Origin of the sequence: Shewanella sp. SM32 (assembly GCF_025654235.1) — a bacterium.
Classification (GTDB): domain Bacteria; phylum Pseudomonadota; class Gammaproteobacteria; order Enterobacterales; family Shewanellaceae; genus Shewanella; species Shewanella oncorhynchi.
In genome coordinates, this window is sequence record NZ_JAKKRO010000044.1 from 1 (window position 1) to 17,981 (window position 17,981).

Below are 17,981 nucleotides of genomic sequence, written 5' to 3' on the forward strand. Positions count from 1 at the left end.
ACAGGTATATTTTGCGCACCCTTATCGTTCTTGTGAACGAGGAGCGAATGAAAACGCCAATGGATTACTGCGGCAGTACGTCAAAAAAGGGGTTGATTTGAGGCTAGTGAGTGATGAATWAATCGAATTTGCTCAGAATAGAATTAACTATCGACCCAAAAAGTGTTTGAAGTTTAAGCAGCCTGCCGTGGTGTTTCACCAGTTAGCTGCTTAATTGTCGAGTGTCGCACTTCGGGGTTGAATTCGGGCTCTGTGCACTCAATCAATTAGTTATTTTGATCGTGATTTTTTCTCAAAAGATTGTCTTCGTTGAATTCAAATAGTCTTCACTTTAATTCCATGCTTACACTTCTGATAAAAATAGAGTGATAAATTACTTAAAAAACTATATTATTAAATATAAATAAAGTCATATTTCGGCCATCTTCAATCAGATGCTGATTAATTTATTAGCGCTTAAAATCATATTCTTTGACAAAAAAGCGCTTAAAATCATAAATTATGACAATTTAAAGCCTTCCAAAGAAAATCGTATTTTCTAACTCGTTGTTTCTACGCATTTCCCAAACTCATTTTGTATGACAAGCCACAAGTGGCTTGTCATTCCAAATGAGTTTTGTGTCATTTCGTGAGTCTGATTTTTGTTTATTTATATCAATATTATAAATCACTCCGTCAAAAATCTTGCTCCATTATAGTGCAAATTTGTTCATCCAGAGCGCATTAAACTTTGTGTTTGCTGCTTTTTGACAAAGTGCACCTCACACGCAGCTATGCGAACTCTTTTGAAGTATAGATGACGTGTTAGAAATGAATTTTATGAAACAATGTCCCAATCAAATCATGTCGCTCCATTAGAATGATTACTTACAATAATTCATCGGTTTACCAAGCTTAATTGAAATTGGTTCGTAGCTATATTTCCACTGCTTAATCTTACCTATTAATTTGTTGTAATGTTGATGACGTGATTTATCAACATCGGAGTCGCTCGAACACATCACCAGTTTCACCTGACGGTATCTTAAACAATTTAATCGTCGCTACGTGAATGCTTTGGTATATTGGACTCGCAAACTAGCCAGAAACACCTAGCAACGCGCTTATGCTTGTCCAAAAAATCACAATGAAATACTAAGATGTTACCGATTTTGAGCCGCCATGGACATAAATATGTCATTTTCAGGAGTTTTTATAGATATCGAGTGAAGCGCCCTAACCTACTTTTGGACAAAAATCATTATGTGTACTAGCTCATATATGAACTGACAGTGTTGATTAAATAGCTAGACTTAATCGGACAATCTCAACTCGACCCCACCCAGCTCATTTCTGGACATTTTCAAGTTAGACTTTTAGCTCGAATTAGTGAATTTAGAATTAAAATTTCTATGGATAACGCCTGCTTAAGCGGCTTAACCTCCATAACTTCTGAGTAGCTTAATGTTGAACAGTTACGGTTAGTTATTAATACGAATGACTTTAAATGGGATTGATGTCCATAACACTGCCCCTGATAGCGTGTTCTGGTCTAATCCCATCGGACACTTAACTTTGAGACAGTATGGTCAATAATTTAAGAGGTCAATATGAGTCTGAACAAATCACATAAGAGTTATCCGCAGGCATTTAAGGATGAAGCCGTCTTGATGGTGCTGGAGCAAGGTTATAGTGTTGCCGATGCGACAAAGCCTCTTGGAGTTAGCACTAGTCTGCTTTACAACTGGAAGGAAAAACACGAAGCCTTGCAGCAAGGCCTTACCTTGAATAGTCTGAATGAAATGAGTTTAATAAATTTCGTAGATAAAACAAATGATTACGCATGAAGAAAGAAATTATAAAAATACCCAAGGGGCACACCGAGGCCAGCGCCTTCTTTACGAGAGAAATGAAGTAAAATTTAGTTTCATCAAACAGCAATCTAACCTGTTTCCCATAACACTGATATCCATCGATTCACACTGATTCTACTGACCAGCATACTTGCGAGAGCGGTACGAGAATGACCTTCGCTGAAATGGAGTAAGCACTAAATAGTGCCTACGTTTGCGTGCACTTTTCTCCGATTTACTAAGGCTGCGATGTTCGGATTATTCATATTTTTTATAATTAAAAAGCGAATATCAATTAGGCCACATAATTAATGTAAATTGTATTGCTGGCGGTGGCTTTATACCTGGGCTGAAAAACAAAAAATGAGTATCGCGCTTAGCGTAAATTTATTGAACATTCGTCATATAGGTTATCCTCTGGAGCTGGTTTTGATTAGTATTGGTTCTTGTACAGAACTTGATGATTGTGCTTTTTGGGCTTCTTCGATGCGTAAGTCAATGGTGACAACTAACTTGGAAAACGCCGCCATCGAAGAAGCTCACGAGTTAGTCACCGTGGCGGACGATGGCGTGACGAGGCGGGTGTGTCACTCCCAAATCGAGGTGTTCTATGTGGAACTTGTGAACGTTCTTTCGATGCGGCGGTTGGCTCAGCCAAATCCGCAAGGATCGGGCAATCCGGGCGGCCATCGCCATGGCAATTTTCGGCTAGCTGCTCGAGCGTTTGCACCATAGCTTGTAGTTCAACGATCTTCGCCTTCAGTCCGTCGGCATGGGAGAGCGCCAACGCCTTAACGTCGGCGCTCGCGCGATCTCGGTTGCACCACAAGACCAGGAGTTCCGAGATTTGTTCGACAGAAAAGCCAAGGTCGCGTGCGCGACGGATGAAGCGAAAACTTTGCGCGTCCGCCGAGCTGTAATTTCGGTAGCCAGCATCAGAACGATTAGCTTTGGGTATCAAGCCAATCTGTTCGTAGTAGCGAATCATCTTCGCCGAGATGCCGGACAACTTGGCTGCTTGACCAATATTCATCATTCTCTCCTTCTAGTAAATTAATCAAATACGCCCAAAAACTGAGGTTTACCTACGCACAGATATTTCTCTGGGCGTAAAGAACACGTCGGCATACAGGTATTAAGATTGCATTCATGTTGTCTATATTCCATCTGAAGATTGCTCAGAGCTAATGTGGTGGTCAAATGGATATCATGGTCGTAGTCCCGCAACACCTCAGGTGTGACGACTCTTGCAATGGCAAAGAGATGTTCTCGGGCGTCGCTATAATCGTCCTTGAGGTGCTCCAAGGGCATATTTGGTGAAAACATGTTGTGTTACTCCTTCAACAATATTCGTCTACCAAGCGTGACTTTTGTGCTACCACCCCAAAAGCCAATGACTTGGTGTGGGTTTAAACCATCATCGGAGCTCTGAAGCGCTTGAGTCGGAGCGCGTTGCCGAGCACAAATATACTGGAAAGTGCCATTGCGGCCGCAGCGAAAATTGGCGAAAGCAAGGTGCCATTCAACGGGTAGAGCGCACCCGCCGCAACCGGGATCAACACGGCGTTGTAGGCGAAGGCCCAGAAAAGGTTCTGCTTAATGTTACGGATCGTGGCCTGACTAAGCGCGATCGCATTCGTCACGCCACGCAAGTCGCCCGACATTAGCACCACGTCAGCAGCTTCTATCGCTACATCGGTTCCCGTGCTGATAGCGAGCCCAACATCAGCTTCGGCGAGTGCTGGCGCGTCGTTGATACCGTCTCCCACGAAGGCGACTCGCGCGCCATTGTTCCGGAACTTCTTCAGTGCCTCGACTTTACCATCAGGGAGAACCTCGGCTAAGACTTCATCGATGCCAAGCTGCTCGGCAATCGCCGCAGCGGTCGCCGCATTGTCGCCAGTGATCATCGCGACTTTCAGTCCGAGCGCGTGCAGCGCCTTGATTGCTTCGGGCGTTGTTTCTTTGATTGGATCTGCGACTGCAATCACCGCTGCCAAGCGGCCGTCGATCGCGGCATAAAGTGGGCTCTTGCCTTGCTCGCCAAGACGCAGGGCGGTGGACTGCAAGCTCGACATATCCAGACCGAGCTGCGTCATAAACCGATCCGCACCGACGGCGACGGTACGACCTGCGACCTTGGCCGACACGCCGAAGCCCGGTGTTGCGTCGAAGCTCTCAATAGGTGCAAGGGTGAGGTTCAACTGCTTTGCGGCTGTGACGATCGATTCGGCAATCGGGTGCTCGGAGCGGGTCTCGACGGCCGCAACAAGAGCAAGAACTTCGTTGTATTCAAATCCCTCGGCAGGCATGAGATCGGTCAGCTCGGGGCGTCCTTTGGTCAGCGTGCCGGTTTTGTCGAGCGCGATAACGCTCACATCGCGCAACGCCTGCAAGGCTTCGCCCTTACGAAAGAGTACGCCGAGCTCGGCCGCACGGCCGGTGCCAACCATGATTGAGGTCGGCGTTGCCAGTCCCATAGCGCACGGACAAGCGATAATAAGAACCGCGACCGCATTAACGAGCGCAAAGGTCAGCGCTGGGGACGGGCCGAAGATTAGCCAGACTAGGAAGGTCATCGTGGCAGCTGCCATCACCGCTGGGACGAACCACATGGTCACTTTGTCGACCAGCGCCTGGATCGGCAGCTTTGACCCCTGCGCTTGCTCGACCAGACGAATGATCTGCGCGAGCACCATATTCGCGCCGACCTTGGTGACGCAAAAACTGAAAGCGCCCGTCTTGTTGATAGTGCCGCCGACAACTTCGGCTCCCACCCCTTTAGATACGGGCACCGGCTCGCCGGTGATCATGCTCTCGTCAACATAAGAGGCACCTTCGACGACTTCGCCGTCGACCGGAATCTTCTCGCCCGGACGAACGAGCACTATGTCACTAGTCATCACCTGATCGAGCGGTATTTCAAACGTTTCGCCGTTGCGCTGGACGCGCGCGGTCTTAGCCTGAAGTCCGACGAGCCGCTTGATCGCTTGCGAGGTTCGCCCCTTGGCGCGCGCCTCCAGCATGCGTCCGAGCAGGATCAAGGTAACGATGACAGCAGCAGCTTCAAAATAGACGTTGGCAGTGCCTTGCGGCAGCGCTTCAGGGGCAAAGGTTGCGACGATCGAATAACCATAAGCCGCCGCGGTGCCGACCGAGACCAGTGAGTTCATGTCGGGAGCACCACGCAGCAACGCCGGTACCCCTTTTAGGAAGAAGCGCAGACCCGGACCGAACAGAACCAGGGTGGCGAGCGCGAACTGCACATACCAGTTGGTCTGTTGCCCCAGAACCCCCATCACCCAATGATGCATGGCGGGAATAAGGTGAGAGCCCATCTCAAGGATGAATACGGGCAAGGTGAGGATGGCTGCAGTGATAAAAGAACGTCGCAGTGCCCGCGCCTCGCTCTCACGACGCTCAGTGTCCTGATCGCCAGCATTCGCCGTTTCGGCGGACAAGCGACGGGACTTGTAACCCGCCTGTTCGACAGCGGCTTCAAGATCTGCCGTGGAGACGCTCCCTGCAAAATGGCGCACCCTCGCGCGCTCGGTCGCCAGATTTACAGTGGCTTCGAGCACGCCCGGAATTTTTACGAGCGCTTTCTCTACCCGGCCCACACACGATGCGCAGGTCATGTCCTCGATCGCCAACTCGATGGTCTCTTCGCGAATGGTGTAGCCAGCGCTCTGAATGGCGTGGACAGCCGCCTGCGGATTGGCTACGCCGGTGAAAGTAATGTCGGCGCGTTCGGTGGCAAGATTGACCACGGCCGTCTGCACTCTGGGGACCGCTTTCAACGCTCGCTCGACACGGCCGACACATGATGCACACGTCATGCCTTCGACAGGCAGGCTCAGACGAGTGCCTGCGGACACGGATTGATTGGCGTTTTGTGGCAAGGAAACAGAAGCCATTGAACTACTCCTTAAATGTTGAGTTAAAAAAGCTTAATGCTTCCAACCATGGGAAGGTCAAGTCCTGTGTGTGATTTATTTCACGACGCGTCCGTTCGAAATGCCGTCGGCGCCACTGCAGTCCTGATCCGCCTGCGCGCAGATCTCCCAGCCGCCACCCAGCGCCTTGTAGATGCTGACAACGGCAAGCTGTTGGTGGGTGCGAGCGATTGCCAGCGCACGCCGGCTTGCAAAGTCGGACCGTTCGGCTTCGAGCACATCAAGGTAGATGCCTTCACCTGCTGAGAACCGCACACGGGCAAGACGAGCCGCCTCGCGATTTGCGGCTGACTCAAGCAGACGCAGCTCAAGCGTGCTACCCGCGGCGCCATAGGCTTTGAAGGCATCCTCGGTTTCCTGCAGTGCGCGCAACACGGTCTGGTCGTAGACGATCAACGTCTCTTGGGTACGTGCCTCGCTGGCGGCGATGCGGGCACGCACGCGCCCAGTATCGAAAAGAGACCAGCGAATGACCGGGCCGAGGAAGCTGGACAGCACTCCGGAGCCATTTACTTCATCGAGACTTCCAGCAACAAGCCCGATTGAACCATGCACTTGGATCTCGGGGTAGAAACCAGCCGTCTCGACCCCAATCCGAGCGGTCGCCGCAGCGAGAGTCCGTTCAGCCGCCGCAATATCAGCACGCCGTGAAAGGAGTGCTGCAGGATCGCCCACGGCGATTATTCGAACAGCAAGCGCTTCACGCGCAGGCGTGGCAACGGGTGGTCTAAACGTCTGGGGCGTTTCGCCAAGAAGGATGGCCAGTGCATTGCTGGAGGCCGCACGGCGGCGCTCCAGTTCGGGCACAGCCACCTTGACATGGTGCAACAAGGCCTCGGTACGGAGCTGGTCGAATTCGCTGGCAGAACCGGCGTGCACGAGACGTTCGACCAGGCTCAGGCTTTCGCGCTGGCTTTGGCTGATGTCGGCGGCTACAGCTAGTTCGGCCTCGATACCGCGTAGCTCGAACCAAGTGGCAGCCACCGCAGCAGCGACCCCCGCCTGCACACCACGCAGCAGAGCCTCGCGGGAGCCTGCTTGCGCCTGAGCGGCCTCCACCGATCGCCGCACACGGCCAAAAAGATCGATTTCCCAGGAAGCGTCTACCGCGCCGCGATAGGTTTCTATCTGACGCGACTGACTATGGGGCGTCTCGACCTCACTCCGGCGACGGTTCTCATAACCAAGCTCAGCGCCACCGCTCGGCAGGAAGCCCTGACGGCTCTCACCCAACATGGCCTTTGCCTCTTCGAGCCGAACGACAGCGATACCTATGTCATGGTTCGCCGCGAGCGCCCGCTGGATCATGATGTTCAGAGCTGGATCGTCGAAGGTGCCCCACCACTTCACCTCAACGGCCCCTGTTCCAAGACCGGCGGGAGGCTCACTGAAACTGGTCGGAAACTGCGATGAAGGTAGTGAGTAGTTTGGGCCCACCGCCGTGCATCCAGTCAAGATGAGCGCACTCAGGGGTAACAGAACTGCTTGGTAGGGACTTCTCATGACATGCTCTCCTCTATGTGCGGCTTAGCACTTGAACTGTAACTGTGCCGCTCGAAGTGAGCCTCCAAGCCACGTATCACTACATAAAAAACCGGTGTCAGGAATAATCCGAACAATGTCACGCCGAGCATACCTGCGAAGACCGCAATCCCCATAGCCTGGCGCATTTCGGCCCCAGCACCGCTTGCCAATATCAACGGTACGACGCCAGCAATAAATGCCAATGAGGTCATCACGATAGGCCGCAACCGCAATCGACAAGCCTCAACGACCGCCTCCAGCGCACTTGTTCCTGCAGCTTCGAGGCCGCGTGCAAACTCGACGATCAAAATTGCGTTTTTGGCCGCCAAACCGACGAGCACGATAAGCCCAATCTGAACAAAGACGTTGTTGTCGCCCCCAGCCAGCCAGACACCGGTAATCGCGCTCAAAAGACACATCGGCACGATCAGCAGAACCGCCAGAGGCAGCAGCCAGCTGTTGTATTGCGCGGCGAGGATGAGATAAGCGAGCAGCACGCACAATGGGAAAATGAACAGTGCAGAATCGCCAGCCAGTTTTTGCTGGTAGGTAAGATCAGTCCATTCGAAGCTCATGCCTTCAGGCAAAACCTCCTTGGCTAATCGTTCCATGACCGCAACAGCCTGCCCCGAGCTGACGCCAGCCATCGCACCGCCCGAGATGTCGGCCGTAGGGTAACCGTTGTAGTGCATCACGCGGTCTGGGCCGGCACTTGGTGTCACAGTGACAAAGGAGGACAACGGCAGCATATCTCCGGCCGCGTTGCGCACCTGCAGTCGGCCGATAGATTCGGCTTGCATGCGGTGGTCTGCATCGGCTTGGGCCGTCACCTTATAGGTTCGACCGAAGCGGTTGAAGTCGTTGATATATAGAGATCCGAGATAGACCTGAAGCGACTCGAAAACATCCGCCAGACGAACCCCCTGGCTCATGACCTGAGTGCGATCGATGGTGACATCTAACTGCGGCGCATTGATGTCAAGACTGGTCATAAGCCCAGCCACCTCGCCCGACTCGGTAGCTTTTGTCATCAGGATCTGGGTCTGCTGCACCAGAGCTGCTAGCCCAGCACCGCTGCGGTCCTCGACCTGCATCTTAAATCCGCCCGTCGCGCCAAGGCCTGGCACCGGTGGTGGCGGGAACACGCCGAGGAAACCATCGGGGATGCTGGCAAATTGGGCTTGCAAGCGCCCCGCAATCGCCATCGCGCTGAGATCGGGTGTAATGCGATCTTTAAACGGGTCGAGCATGATGAATATGACCGCGGTATTTGGCACGTTGACGAAACCATTGATAGAAAGGCCGGGAAACGCAACGACACTTTCGACACCTGATTCGGTCAGCGCGATCTTCGACATCTGTTTGACGACTGCGTCGGTGCGGTCCAGTGACGAGGCGTTTGGCAGCTGGGCGATTGCGACAAGATAATATTTGTCCTGCATGGGCACGAAGCCGGGCGGGACGGCCTTGAATCCGAAGAAGGTCAACGCAAGGAGTCCGGCGTAAACCAGAAGCGCCACGCCGCTAATCCGCACCACTTTGCGCACCGTGTTGCCATAAGCGTCAGGTGCATGCTGGAACGGCTGGCCTAGTGTCCGAAACAACTGTTCGGCGCGGCCACGCAGACTGTGTGGAACACGCACTATTGCCGCCTGGCGCGGACGCAACAAGAGTCCTGCGAGCGCAGGGCTGAGCGTGAGTGAATTAACTGCCGACAGAATGGTTGAAATCGCAATCGTGAGCGCAAACTGTCGATAGAACTCACCCTGCAAGCCACTTAGAAAAGCGGTCGGAATGAAAACGGCGGCGAGCACCGAGGTAATCGCGATAATAGGACCGGTGACTTCGTCCATGGCAAGCCGCGCGGCCTGTATGGGTTCCTCACCATTTTCGATGTGACGTTCGACATTCTCGACCACCACGATCGCGTCATCGACGACGATCCCGATTGAAAGCACCAGGCCAAACAACGACAACGTGTTCAGTGAGAAGCCCATCAGATGCATGACGGCAAAGGTGCCGATCAGCGACACCGGCACCGCTATAAGGGGTATGAGCGAAGCACGCCAGTTGCGCAGGAACAGCACCACCACGATAACGACAAGAAGAATCGCCTCCAACAAGGTGGTTACCACCGACTCCAGCGAGGCACGAACAAACACCGTCGGGTCATACGCGATGCGCGAGCTGAGTCCTTCCGGAAAGCTGCCTTCAAGCCGCTGCATGGTTGTACGCACCGCCTGAGCAACGTCGAGTGCGTTAGCGCCCGGACTCTGGATGATTTGCAGCGCAACGGCAGGTTCACCGTCAAGCAGACTGCGCAATGCGTAGGTATCGGCCCCCATCTCAATGCGGGCAACATCGCGCAAGCGCGTCACCTGGCCGTCGCCGCCCGTACGAATGATGATGTCGCCGAACTGCTCCTCATCAGTTAACCGCTCGAGCGTGTTCACTGTCACTTGGAACGCGACACTGGAATTGGGAGCCTGACCGACGGAACCAGCTGCCACCTGTACGTTCTGCTCGCGCACAGCGGCAATCACATCGCCCGCTGTCAGCCCTCGTGCGGCGATCAGGCTCGGATCGAGCCTGAGCCGCATACTATATTCACCAGCTCCCCAAACCAGAACGTCGCTGATTCCCGGGATACGGGACAGATCGTCGCGCACCTGGAGGTAAGCGTAGTTCGAAATATAGAGAGGGTCGTAGCGTTTGTCTGGCGATAACAGATGAACCACCATCAGGATGTCCGGCGAGGTCTTCTGCGTAATGACGCCTTGGCGCTGCACCTCCTCCGGCAAACGCGGCAGAGCGCGCGAGACGCGGTTTTGTACCTGGATCTGTGCCATATCGGCATTCGTCCCTTGCGCAAACGTGACGGTCAGGATCATTCGGCCGTCAGTGGCTGATTGCGACGACATGTATAGCATGCCCTCGACCCCGGTGATCGCCTGCTCGAGTGGCGCGGCTACCGTTTCTGCAATCACCTTGGGATTGGCGCCCGGGTAGGAAGCGGTCACCTGAACCGTCGGCGGCGTCACGGTCGGATACTCGCTGAGCGGCAATTGGAAGAAGGCAACGATGCCAGCGAGCACCATCAAAATTGAAAGGACGATGGCAACAATCGGGCGATCGATGAAAAAACGTGGGAATGTCATTGTACGGCTCCCGAGGTTTGTGACACCGCAATAGGTGTACCGTCAATCGCAGCGGACTGTGGCGTGACCTGCATGCCTGGGCCTACCAGCCCCTTGACAACGATGTGCTCGCCGGGCTGTAGACCTTGTTCGATCACGCGCAAACCCTCGACCACCGGACCCAGCTCGACGGGCCGATATTCCGTCTTGTCGTCTTTGCCGACAACGAGCACATAGTGGCTACCTTGATCGGTACTAATCGAATGATCGGAAACCAGAACCCTCGCTTGCGGCGCTCCGGTCTCTAGTTTAACCTTGGCAAAAAGACCGGGCGTCAAATGCCCATCGGGGTTGTTGACAACAGCGCGGATACGCACTGTTCCCGTCCCACGATCGCTGGTGTTGGAGAGGAAGTCGACACGGCCTGGCCTCGAATACGTCTTGTCGGTGAGCAGTGCCACCATGACCTTTTCCGCCTGTGCACCATGCGTGGTAGTGTGGTCTCGGCCTGCGGCGAGCGATCGCAAATAAGTGCGTTCGTCGACATCGAAATAGACGTGGATGGGATCGATAGAAACAATAGTCGTGAGTGGCGTCTCACCGCTGAAGACGTAGTTGCCTTCTGTAACGAGGGCTTGGCCGACACGTCCACTGATCGGCGCCGTGACACGTGCGAAACTCAGATCCAATTGTGCGGCATCCACCGCTGCCTTTGCGGCGTCGACCTGTGCTTTGCTTGCATTCATAGAGGCGGTTGCGATGTCGAAGCGATCACGAGCAACGATCTTTTGGGCAAATAGCTGTTCGGCTCGTGCATATTCCGTTTGGGCAAGTATCGATGCCGTTTCAGCCTGGCGCAGGTGCGCCGTCGCGGCGTTCAGCGCGGCTTGGAACACCCGAGGATCAATGAGAAAGAGCTCGCTGCCCTTTTCGACGAAGCGTCCCTCGGGCAGGCTTACGTTCTGAATATAGCCAGCAACCCTCGGGCGCAGCTCAACCCGCTTGACCGCGGTCAGCGAACCTGTGAGTTCGACAAATGGCGTCACCGGACGAACGATCACTTCGGCCACCGGAACGCTTGGTGGCTTTGCGGGACTGACAGAGGGCATCGCCTCCTTGCATCCTGCGATAGCGAGTGCAACGCTTAGCGCCACAGTGGTTATGGTTATGCGTTTGACCTTCATCATTTTTTCCTTTCTCGATAGCAGTCGACAGTTAGTTTTGCTGAGCCGAGGTAGCTCTTACTGTATTTATCCGGCTTACTACGCTTAGAAGGTCAAGTGTTTTTTTGATTAGTAAGGAGGCCTTGCGAGACGCAGCGAAGTCTAACTCTGATGACGAAAAAATCATGATCAGCGACGAAAATCGCTAAGTATTAAGGCATGCACATAGAAGAAAACTTCCTCGACAAAAAAGCCAGACATACGGCCTTGGCTGCTACGACCACTGCACTTACAAATGAGAGCGATTGGAAGTGTTATTACTGCTGGCAGCTTTAGCCTACTGGTTGCATTCATGTTAGGGCTGACAGCAGAAATGGCCTGATTGCAGTTCCAAGCAAACAGCATTAAACACTGGCGAGTTTTACCGTTCGACTACTTGGGTATGAGGAATGTAAGCTCGCAAACTTAGAGCTTAGAACTAAGCAGATACAGGCTGAAATAAGGAAATGATGTTCTGGCCTTAAGTGTCAGACTGAGCAGTAATCAAAATAAAGAAGAGCTGATACTATGATTAAATTCGTGGTGATTACTCAGGTGTTTGATCAGGGCTAGCGCATGAGTGCCATTGCCTTAATTGCATTAGATTTACTTCTGTCTGTGAGCGTTCAGTGTACTGTTCAACCCATATTAGACAATTTTCATTGAGAATTTTTGAACTCTACAGGTGACAGATCACCATTAGCAGAATGACGTCACTCCAAGTTCTAATATTTCATTTAAACAGTCACATCTAGCTTAAAAAACTCCCTTGTTGGTTGAGCAATATTAAAAATCCAATAGTGTAAAGCTACCAAAGAAACGCTAAACGAAGGCATTATCCCAACACACACCTACCCATACTGCCTCAAAATTAAGTGCTGAAATAAAATTAGACCGGAGCAGGTGCAGTGGTATAGAGAGTCTGACTATTATATTGGCGGTGATATTACATTTTTGGAAAAAATTCAATTACTCTGTCCTTAAATTATATCCATTTATAACTCGTTATGGGCGGATAAGCAGCACCTCTGTTACTAGGTGCTGCTCTCCTAAGAACCGTACATGCAACTTTCACTGCACACAGCTCAAGCCTCCACTAAGGTGCACTGTCAATTGGCGGTATTTTGCGACTTGCTGCTTCTATCTACACTGCAACAGGTTGACTCAGGTTTGGCCGGATATCCAATTTCCTCCAGAGCGTCGAGTATTTCGTCTTGCGATTGGCTGCTTTGTACATTGATACTACGGCTGGAGAGATCTGCTGTTACGACTGCATCGGCGTCCAGTTCCTTTATTGCACGATTGATCAAGCCAAAGCAGTGGTTGCAGGTCATATCGGTAATTTTTAACGTTAACATCGTAAATCTCCTTTGCTAGGTGGGCAGCTAAAATTCTGCACCTTGCTACAGGGAGAAGGTCAAGGCTTATTTTCTGTGATGTTACCCAGTACCAGTTGTGCCCAAATGGCACAATGTGAGCAGGGGTCGCCAGTGCTGCAATCTGATAGCTACTCAGTACTTGCTGGAAAAAGGCGGTCACACTGGTGGAAAACGTGCGTAAGAATATGAAAGAGAAGGCGATGTTGTTGTGGGATAGAGCGATGCTGTCGAGACTTTTCATCATAGAAACCATCAACGACCAGTTAAAAAATATCTCTCAAATAGAGCTCTCCAGACACCGCAGCGTGCATGGTTTTATGCTGAATATGATTGCGGGACTCATCGCCTATCAATTAAAAGACAATAAGCCACAACTGAACCTCACTAACGGGGAGTTTAATGCTATTGCAGTTATGGCTAGTTAAACCGATCTCAGGTTAAATAAGGTCGAGCCAACCCCCTGCCCCGAGCTGTAAAATCAGCAATAACGTTTTTTACTACAGCAAACGGCAGCTTGCGAAACATAACATCAGATCGGTATATGGAACATCACCCACTTCAAGCAAGGTCAGTAGGCTGATTGACTCAATAACTAGACCATCCATAGTGCACCTCAATTCGTTATTTTTTAATATTATACGCATAGATGCGACAGCTTGTGTCGCAACTAAAAGGTATTTGTACAACGGACTCTTATATCATCGCTAGGCACTGAATTTGCGATAGCTTGTGGTACAGAAAGTGGTTTAAGTGGCTTGTTGGATGACGTAATTAATTTATCGCTCATCTACTACTAACATGTGAAGTGGTTCAATGCTACCGTTAAATACGACAAGCTGGTGATTGACATAGGGCGGAGGAATGAGAATAGTACGCGATAGTACGCGGCAGGTTGCAGAGAAGCCTGTCCGCAAAAGATGATATCACTCTGATAAATTAACAGCGTTGCGAATCGATTTCATATCGAACCCACAGCAATCAAATAAGTTTGGCTTAGCGGAATGCCAATAAACTTAGGAGAATTGTTTGTGAAACATGCAACCGCTAACACTTTCAAACCCGCCGGTATCAATGTTGAACCTTCTGACATTGTACCCTTGGCAGCCACCGAAACACCCTCCCACGGGAAATCTCATTCAGGATCTCAGTCAACAGAGTCCTTAGGTACGTCAGCTATCCCTACTTTGTATTTGCGTTTTGCGTTACCCATGGCATTCGCCATGATGCTCAGCGGCAGCTACAACTTAGTCGACTCATATTTTATTTTGAAATACATCGGTGCCGATGCATTGGCTGGGGTAACGATTGCCTTCCCGTTACAAATGATGATTTTCGCTTTAGCCTGCATGATAGGAAATGGGACTGCGACCTTAGTGAGCCGATTTTTAGGGGCAAACGAATTTGATAAGGCGAGTCAAATCGCGAACACCGGTTTCGCGTTAGCCCTATGTTGCGGCGTGATCGTCACTGTCGTGTCACTCGCCCAGCTCGATAATCTATTAGCGTTTATTGGGGTAAGCTCAACACTTGCCTTAGCTGCTACAGAGTATCTACAACCCATTCTCTGTTTTAGTCAGTTCACCTTTTTGTTATCCCTTAGCGGCGATTTACTCAGAGCACAAGGCAAAGTCATGGTGATGCTGCTGGTTATCTTGTTGTCGGCGGTCATGAACATCCTGTTCGATACACTCTTTATTGCCGTTTTGGAGATGGGAGTAAGTGGTGCGGCGTGGGCAACGGTAGCGGGCCAATGTGTGAGTCTATTTATCGCCGTCGTCTATTTTGTTCCCAATAACCGCTTTGCCAATAAGCAGGCGCTTCATCGGCAAGCTGCCCAGCCTATTTGTTTTAGAATAGAGCAGATAAAGCTCAACCTCACTGAGATAAAAGCGATTCTTGGCTTAGGTAGCCCAATACTATTGTCATATCTTGGGATTGCCTGCGTGATCTCATTGGTAAATCATATTTTAGTCAGTCATTTAGCCAATGCAGTGCCCAATACGCCAGCGGCGAATGAGGTCGCGTACATGATCAGCGCTTATGGTTTGATCGGACGCTTTAATATCTTTATCGCCCTGCCGCTCATGGCTCTAACCAGTGCAGCACAGACGATCAGTGCCTATAACTATGGGGCGATGGCATCTTCTCGGGTGTTAGCGTGTGCTAAATGGGGAATCGTCTTGACCTGCTGTTATCTGAGTGTAGTGACAATTATATTTATGGAGTTTCCTACCTCGGTTTTGGTATTTTCACCGATGACCTCGCACTCATTGCCGCCTGTATTAAGATTTCGAGTGTGACGTTTATCGCCTTACCTTTGGCGGGGATCACAGGTATCGCAATTGCTGTGTATCAAGGCACAAACCGCCCTAAGCTTGCATTGCTATTATCTGGGATAAAAATCTATGGTTTGTTATTGCCCCTGCTGGTCCTGTTACCTCAACTATCCTTTACAGATATTTCATTTATCACAGGTGTATTAAACATTAATATCATGCCAAACGCTTTGATTGAGTTATGGATGGCCTTTCCAATCGCGGACATTTTAGCTTGTCTCTTGAGTTTATTGATCATCAGTATTTGGCCTTTCATTCACGTGCCGCGAGCAAATCGAGTCAGTCATGGAGGTAATGCAAAATGAAGTTAGCCAATATGCAAGACTCAAGTGTTATCGCATTAAATGAAACCAAAATTCGCGCTAAAAAGCTGCTCAAGGCTTGTCAGCAGGATGAGCTGCCAGCCAAGCAAAGAGTCACAACCTTAATAGCGAAGTTGGGCATCTTATACTCAGATCTCCAGCTAAAGCATTGCCAACAAGTGATTGCTCGTGAGCTAGGCTTTATCGATTTTCATCATTGTCAGCGAGTCCTGTCGGGTCAAGCCATACTCGGGGATGATTGGGGAAACTTATTCCACACTAAGCAATGCGAGACACTACTGAATCATTGGTTTACTGGTTATTTAGCCGCGCGTGAGTTTAATACGCAAGCTGAGGACACATTGCTACTCCCCTACAAGAAGCAGTTTTTTGTGGTGGAGCGGCGGGATTACTGCAATGCACTGAATTTGCCGATAATTTTGCAACCAGTTGATAATGCTGGCGAACCGACTATCCTGCGAGATCTGGTGAGCAGCTATGCTTATGCAGATTGGCATTCCTTTGCTCTTGCCATGATCCAACACAAACTCCCCAAAGTGTAATGATGGCTGAGATTGTCAGGCATCATGTTGAATGAGGAAATCTAGAGTTAAATAATACAAGCAAAGTCATCATTGCTGATGGCTTTGCTTGTGAAATATGGCTGAAACACTGCGTTTCGGATCAGAAACGCAAGGCTAAAATAGCTAAAATGCAAAAAGCCGCTAATTGCTTAGCGGCTTTTTGACTAAATATGGCGGAGGAGCAGGGATTTGAACCCTGGGTGGGCTATAAACCCACGCCGGTTTTCAAGACCGGTGCATTAAACCACTCTGCCACCCCTCCGAACGAGGCGCATAATATAAGTAAGTCTGTTGACTGTAAAGCACTAACTCTCAATTACGCGCCAATTGTTGCTATTACACTCAATCCGCTGGATTTTGCTTCACATCGGACATTATGCCTACCCGTGCGGGATCTGGCTTAGTGAAATGTTTGGCAAAGTCGCCCCACTCTTGTTGACTCTTAAGTATATAGCCGACCACAACTAAGATAGCGCAACATAGGATACCCCAACCAATAGCCACTTCACCTAGGCTTGCCCACATAGCAACTAAGCTAGATGCACCAAAGGCAATGCTGATCTGTAAGAAGTTCTGTAATCCTGCGGCCTTAGCGGCATTCTGACTAAACTGCTGTAGCGCGCTGTTAACGACTATTGGATAAATTGCACCATTGGCCGCCGCTAAAATAGAGAACGAAATCAGCAGTGGGAAAATCGTGCTCGCGGGATAAATCAGCGTGAACATGATGATCGAAATAACGCAGGCTGCGAAAATCGACAACAAGATATTGAGTGTTTGATGCCCGCCAATGCGTTTTATCAGTAACTTACTCGCATAACCACCGACAATAAACATGATGGTTTGCGGGATAAAACTTAACCCAATTTCAGTCGCTTGATAACCGTGCATTTCCATCACAATCGGCCACACAGTTAGGTAGGCAAAGAAAGCACCGGAACAGGCACCGAAGATCACGACGTTGCCTAAATAGCGGGTGTTTTTCAAAATTTGCCCATAAGATACAGCGACATGTTCACTGTGTTTATGTTGACTCTTGCCTGGAACAAAGTACAAGGTCATCAATACCAGCAGAAAAGCGATAACACACAAGGAGATAAAGATTGCACGCCAGCCTAATTCGTTCAGAATATAAGCGCCAAGGATCGGTGCTAATGCAGGCGATAATGCAACCAATGGCATAATGTTGCTGAAAATACCTTGGGCTTTATCGGCATCATATTGTTCTACCACAATAGCTTGCCAAATAACCCCTGCGCTACAGGCGCCAATGGCTTGGAAGAAGCGCGCGGTATTGAGCATTAATATAGAATCACTGTTGGCAATAAACACGCTAGCAATGGCAAATAAAACAAGGCCAAAGATCAGTGCCCAACGTTTGCCGATTTTATTGACTAACGGGCCGTAAAGCAGCTGACCTAAGGCAAGACCCGCAAGGAAACAGGTCAGTGACATCGCCACCTGTGATGGTGTGCTGTTAAATGAGCTTTCAATTGCTTTGAAAGCAGGCAAATACATGTCAGTGGCAATAAAGCCAAGCATGCTCAACATGGCTAAATAGAATAGAAACATAAAGAACTTTATGTTTACAAAGGTGTTACTAGACGTTTTCATAAAATAATCGGGTCGGATTGACTAAAGTGTGCAGTCTAAAGACTTGTTAAATTTATTGGAAACGTTTATTTTTGACTTGTGCTATCAATTATTTTCATTGGAATGGACGTCAGTT

General features: G+C 50.2%; 12 protein-coding genes, 1 tRNA gene and 5 pseudogenes. 6 read left to right on the forward strand and 12 right to left on the reverse strand.

What is annotated here, in order from left to right; all coding sequences use genetic code 11:
• Together L5M10_RS16365 and L5M10_RS16370 are read left to right on the forward strand one after the other, a co-directional pair.
• A pseudogene (locus L5M10_RS16365) lies at positions 1-214 on the forward strand (IS30 family transposase); the annotation flags it as partial.
• Positions 215-1,589: 1,375 nt separating this feature from the next.
• Positions 1,590-1,947: pseudogene (locus L5M10_RS16370) on the forward strand (transposase); the annotation flags it as partial.
• On the opposite strand, the pseudogene L5M10_RS16375 reads toward L5M10_RS16370, so the two are convergent.
• The 9 genes and pseudogenes from L5M10_RS16375 to L5M10_RS16415 all read right to left on the reverse strand — a co-directional run.
• A pseudogene (locus L5M10_RS16375) lies at positions 1,943-2,098 on the reverse strand (IS630 family transposase); the annotation flags it as partial. The pseudogenes L5M10_RS16370 and L5M10_RS16375 sit on opposite strands and share 5 nt — an antisense overlap.
• A gap of 284 nt (positions 2,099-2,382) precedes the next feature.
• The gene (cueR, locus tag L5M10_RS16380) at positions 2,383-2,865 is read right to left on the reverse strand and encodes a Cu(I)-responsive transcriptional regulator (protein WP_263255598.1); all 483 of its coding nucleotides are present in this window, start codon (positions 2,863-2,865) and stop codon (positions 2,383-2,385) included.
• Between the two features lie 20 nt (positions 2,866-2,885).
• Positions 2,886-3,158 (reverse strand): hypothetical protein, encoded by a 273-nt coding sequence (locus L5M10_RS16385; RefSeq protein WP_263199440.1) that lies wholly within the window; start codon positions 3,156-3,158, stop codon positions 2,886-2,888.
• 83 nt (positions 3,159-3,241) lie between these two features.
• Positions 3,242-5,749: a heavy metal translocating P-type ATPase gene (locus L5M10_RS16390; RefSeq protein WP_263255599.1), complete on the reverse strand. Its 2,508-nt coding sequence runs from the start codon at positions 5,747-5,749 to the stop codon at positions 3,242-3,244.
• 75 nt (positions 5,750-5,824) lie between these two features.
• Complete coding sequence (locus tag L5M10_RS16395; protein WP_317630146.1) at positions 5,825-7,291, reverse strand: TolC family protein; 1,467 nt, start codon at positions 7,289-7,291, stop codon at positions 5,825-5,827.
• Positions 7,288-10,470 carry an efflux RND transporter permease subunit gene (locus tag L5M10_RS16400; protein WP_263255601.1) on the reverse strand — a complete coding sequence of 1,061 codons (3,183 nt, stop codon included), beginning with the start codon at positions 10,468-10,470 and terminating at the stop codon, positions 7,288-7,290. Before L5M10_RS16400 ends, L5M10_RS16395 begins: the two co-directional genes overlap by 4 nt.
• A complete protein-coding gene (locus L5M10_RS16405) occupies positions 10,467-11,636 on the reverse strand; it encodes an efflux RND transporter periplasmic adaptor subunit (RefSeq protein WP_317630147.1) in 1,170 nt (389 codons plus the stop codon). The genes L5M10_RS16400 and L5M10_RS16405 overlap by 4 nt, the downstream gene beginning before the upstream one ends.
• A gap of 674 nt (positions 11,637-12,310) precedes the next feature.
• Positions 12,311-12,506: pseudogene (locus tag L5M10_RS16410) on the reverse strand (IS3 family transposase); the annotation flags it as partial.
• A 254-nt stretch (positions 12,507-12,760) separates the two neighbouring features.
• A complete protein-coding gene (locus L5M10_RS16415) occupies positions 12,761-13,009 on the reverse strand; it encodes a heavy-metal-associated domain-containing protein (protein ID WP_173247046.1) in 249 nt (82 codons plus the stop codon).
• A 170-nt stretch (positions 13,010-13,179) separates the two neighbouring features.
• On the opposite strand from L5M10_RS16415, the pseudogene L5M10_RS16420 reads away from it, so the two are divergent.
• Positions 13,180-13,455, forward strand: a pseudogene (locus L5M10_RS16420) (transposase); the annotation flags it as partial.
• A 72-nt stretch (positions 13,456-13,527) separates the two neighbouring features.
• Here the strand turns inward: L5M10_RS16420 and L5M10_RS16425 are convergent.
• The gene (locus tag L5M10_RS16425) at positions 13,528-13,674 is read right to left on the reverse strand and encodes a hypothetical protein (RefSeq protein WP_219252338.1); all 147 of its coding nucleotides are present in this window, start codon (positions 13,672-13,674) and stop codon (positions 13,528-13,530) included.
• Between the two features lie 384 nt (positions 13,675-14,058).
• Between L5M10_RS16425 and L5M10_RS16430 the strand changes: the two genes are divergently transcribed.
• From L5M10_RS16430 to L5M10_RS16440, 3 genes are read left to right on the forward strand one after another with little or no spacing between them, the layout of a single operon-like run.
• Positions 14,059-15,330 (forward strand): MATE family efflux transporter, encoded by a 1,272-nt coding sequence (locus tag L5M10_RS16430; RefSeq protein ID WP_263255602.1) that lies wholly within the window; start codon positions 14,059-14,061, stop codon positions 15,328-15,330.
• A complete protein-coding gene (locus L5M10_RS16435; RefSeq protein ID WP_263161182.1) occupies positions 15,327-15,671 on the forward strand; it encodes a hypothetical protein in 345 nt (114 codons plus the stop codon). The genes L5M10_RS16430 and L5M10_RS16435 overlap by 4 nt, the downstream gene beginning before the upstream one ends.
• Positions 15,668-16,231, forward strand: coding sequence for a hypothetical protein (locus L5M10_RS16440; RefSeq protein WP_263161184.1), 564 nt, complete (start codon positions 15,668-15,670; stop codon positions 16,229-16,231). The genes L5M10_RS16435 and L5M10_RS16440 overlap by 4 nt, the downstream gene beginning before the upstream one ends.
• 192 nt (positions 16,232-16,423) lie before the next feature.
• Here the strand turns inward: L5M10_RS16440 and L5M10_RS16445 are convergent.
• Both L5M10_RS16445 and punC read right to left on the reverse strand, forming a co-directional pair.
• Positions 16,424-16,514 (reverse strand) — tRNA-Ser (locus L5M10_RS16445).
• A gap of 80 nt (positions 16,515-16,594) precedes the next feature.
• Positions 16,595-17,866, reverse strand: coding sequence for a purine nucleoside transporter PunC (gene punC, locus L5M10_RS16450; protein WP_263161187.1), 1,272 nt, complete (start codon positions 17,864-17,866; stop codon positions 16,595-16,597).
• Between the last annotated feature and the right edge of the window lie 115 nt (positions 17,867-17,981).

Coding starts and splice junctions, on each gene's coding strand:
- cueR (WP_263255598.1), bottom strand. CDS start 2,865: ATGAATATTGGTCAAGCAGCCAAGTTGTCCGGCATCTCGGCGAAGATG.
- L5M10_RS16385 (WP_263199440.1), bottom strand. CDS start 3,158: ATGTTTTCACCAAATATGCCCTTGGAGCACCTCAAGGACGATTATAGC.
- L5M10_RS16390 (WP_263255599.1), bottom strand. CDS start 5,749: ATGGCTTCTGTTTCCTTGCCACAAAACGCCAATCAATCCGTGTCCGCA.
- L5M10_RS16395 (WP_317630146.1), bottom strand. CDS start 7,291: ATGAGAAGTCCCTACCAAGCAGTTCTGTTACCCCTGAGTGCGCTCATC.
- L5M10_RS16400 (WP_263255601.1), bottom strand. CDS start 10,470: ATGACATTCCCACGTTTTTTCATCGATCGCCCGATTGTTGCCATCGTC.
- L5M10_RS16405 (WP_317630147.1), bottom strand. CDS start 11,636: ATGATGAAGGTCAAACGCATAACCATAACCACTGTGGCGCTAAGCGTT.
- L5M10_RS16415 (WP_173247046.1), bottom strand. CDS start 13,009: ATGTTAACGTTAAAAATTACCGATATGACCTGCAACCACTGCTTTGGC.
- L5M10_RS16425 (WP_219252338.1), bottom strand. CDS start 13,674: ATGCGTATAATATTAAAAAATAACGAATTGAGGTGCACTATGGATGGT.
- L5M10_RS16440 (WP_263161184.1), top strand. CDS start 15,668: ATGAAGTTAGCCAATATGCAAGACTCAAGTGTTATCGCATTAAATGAA.
- punC (WP_263161187.1), bottom strand. CDS start 17,866: ATGAAAACGTCTAGTAACACCTTTGTAAACATAAAGTTCTTTATGTTT.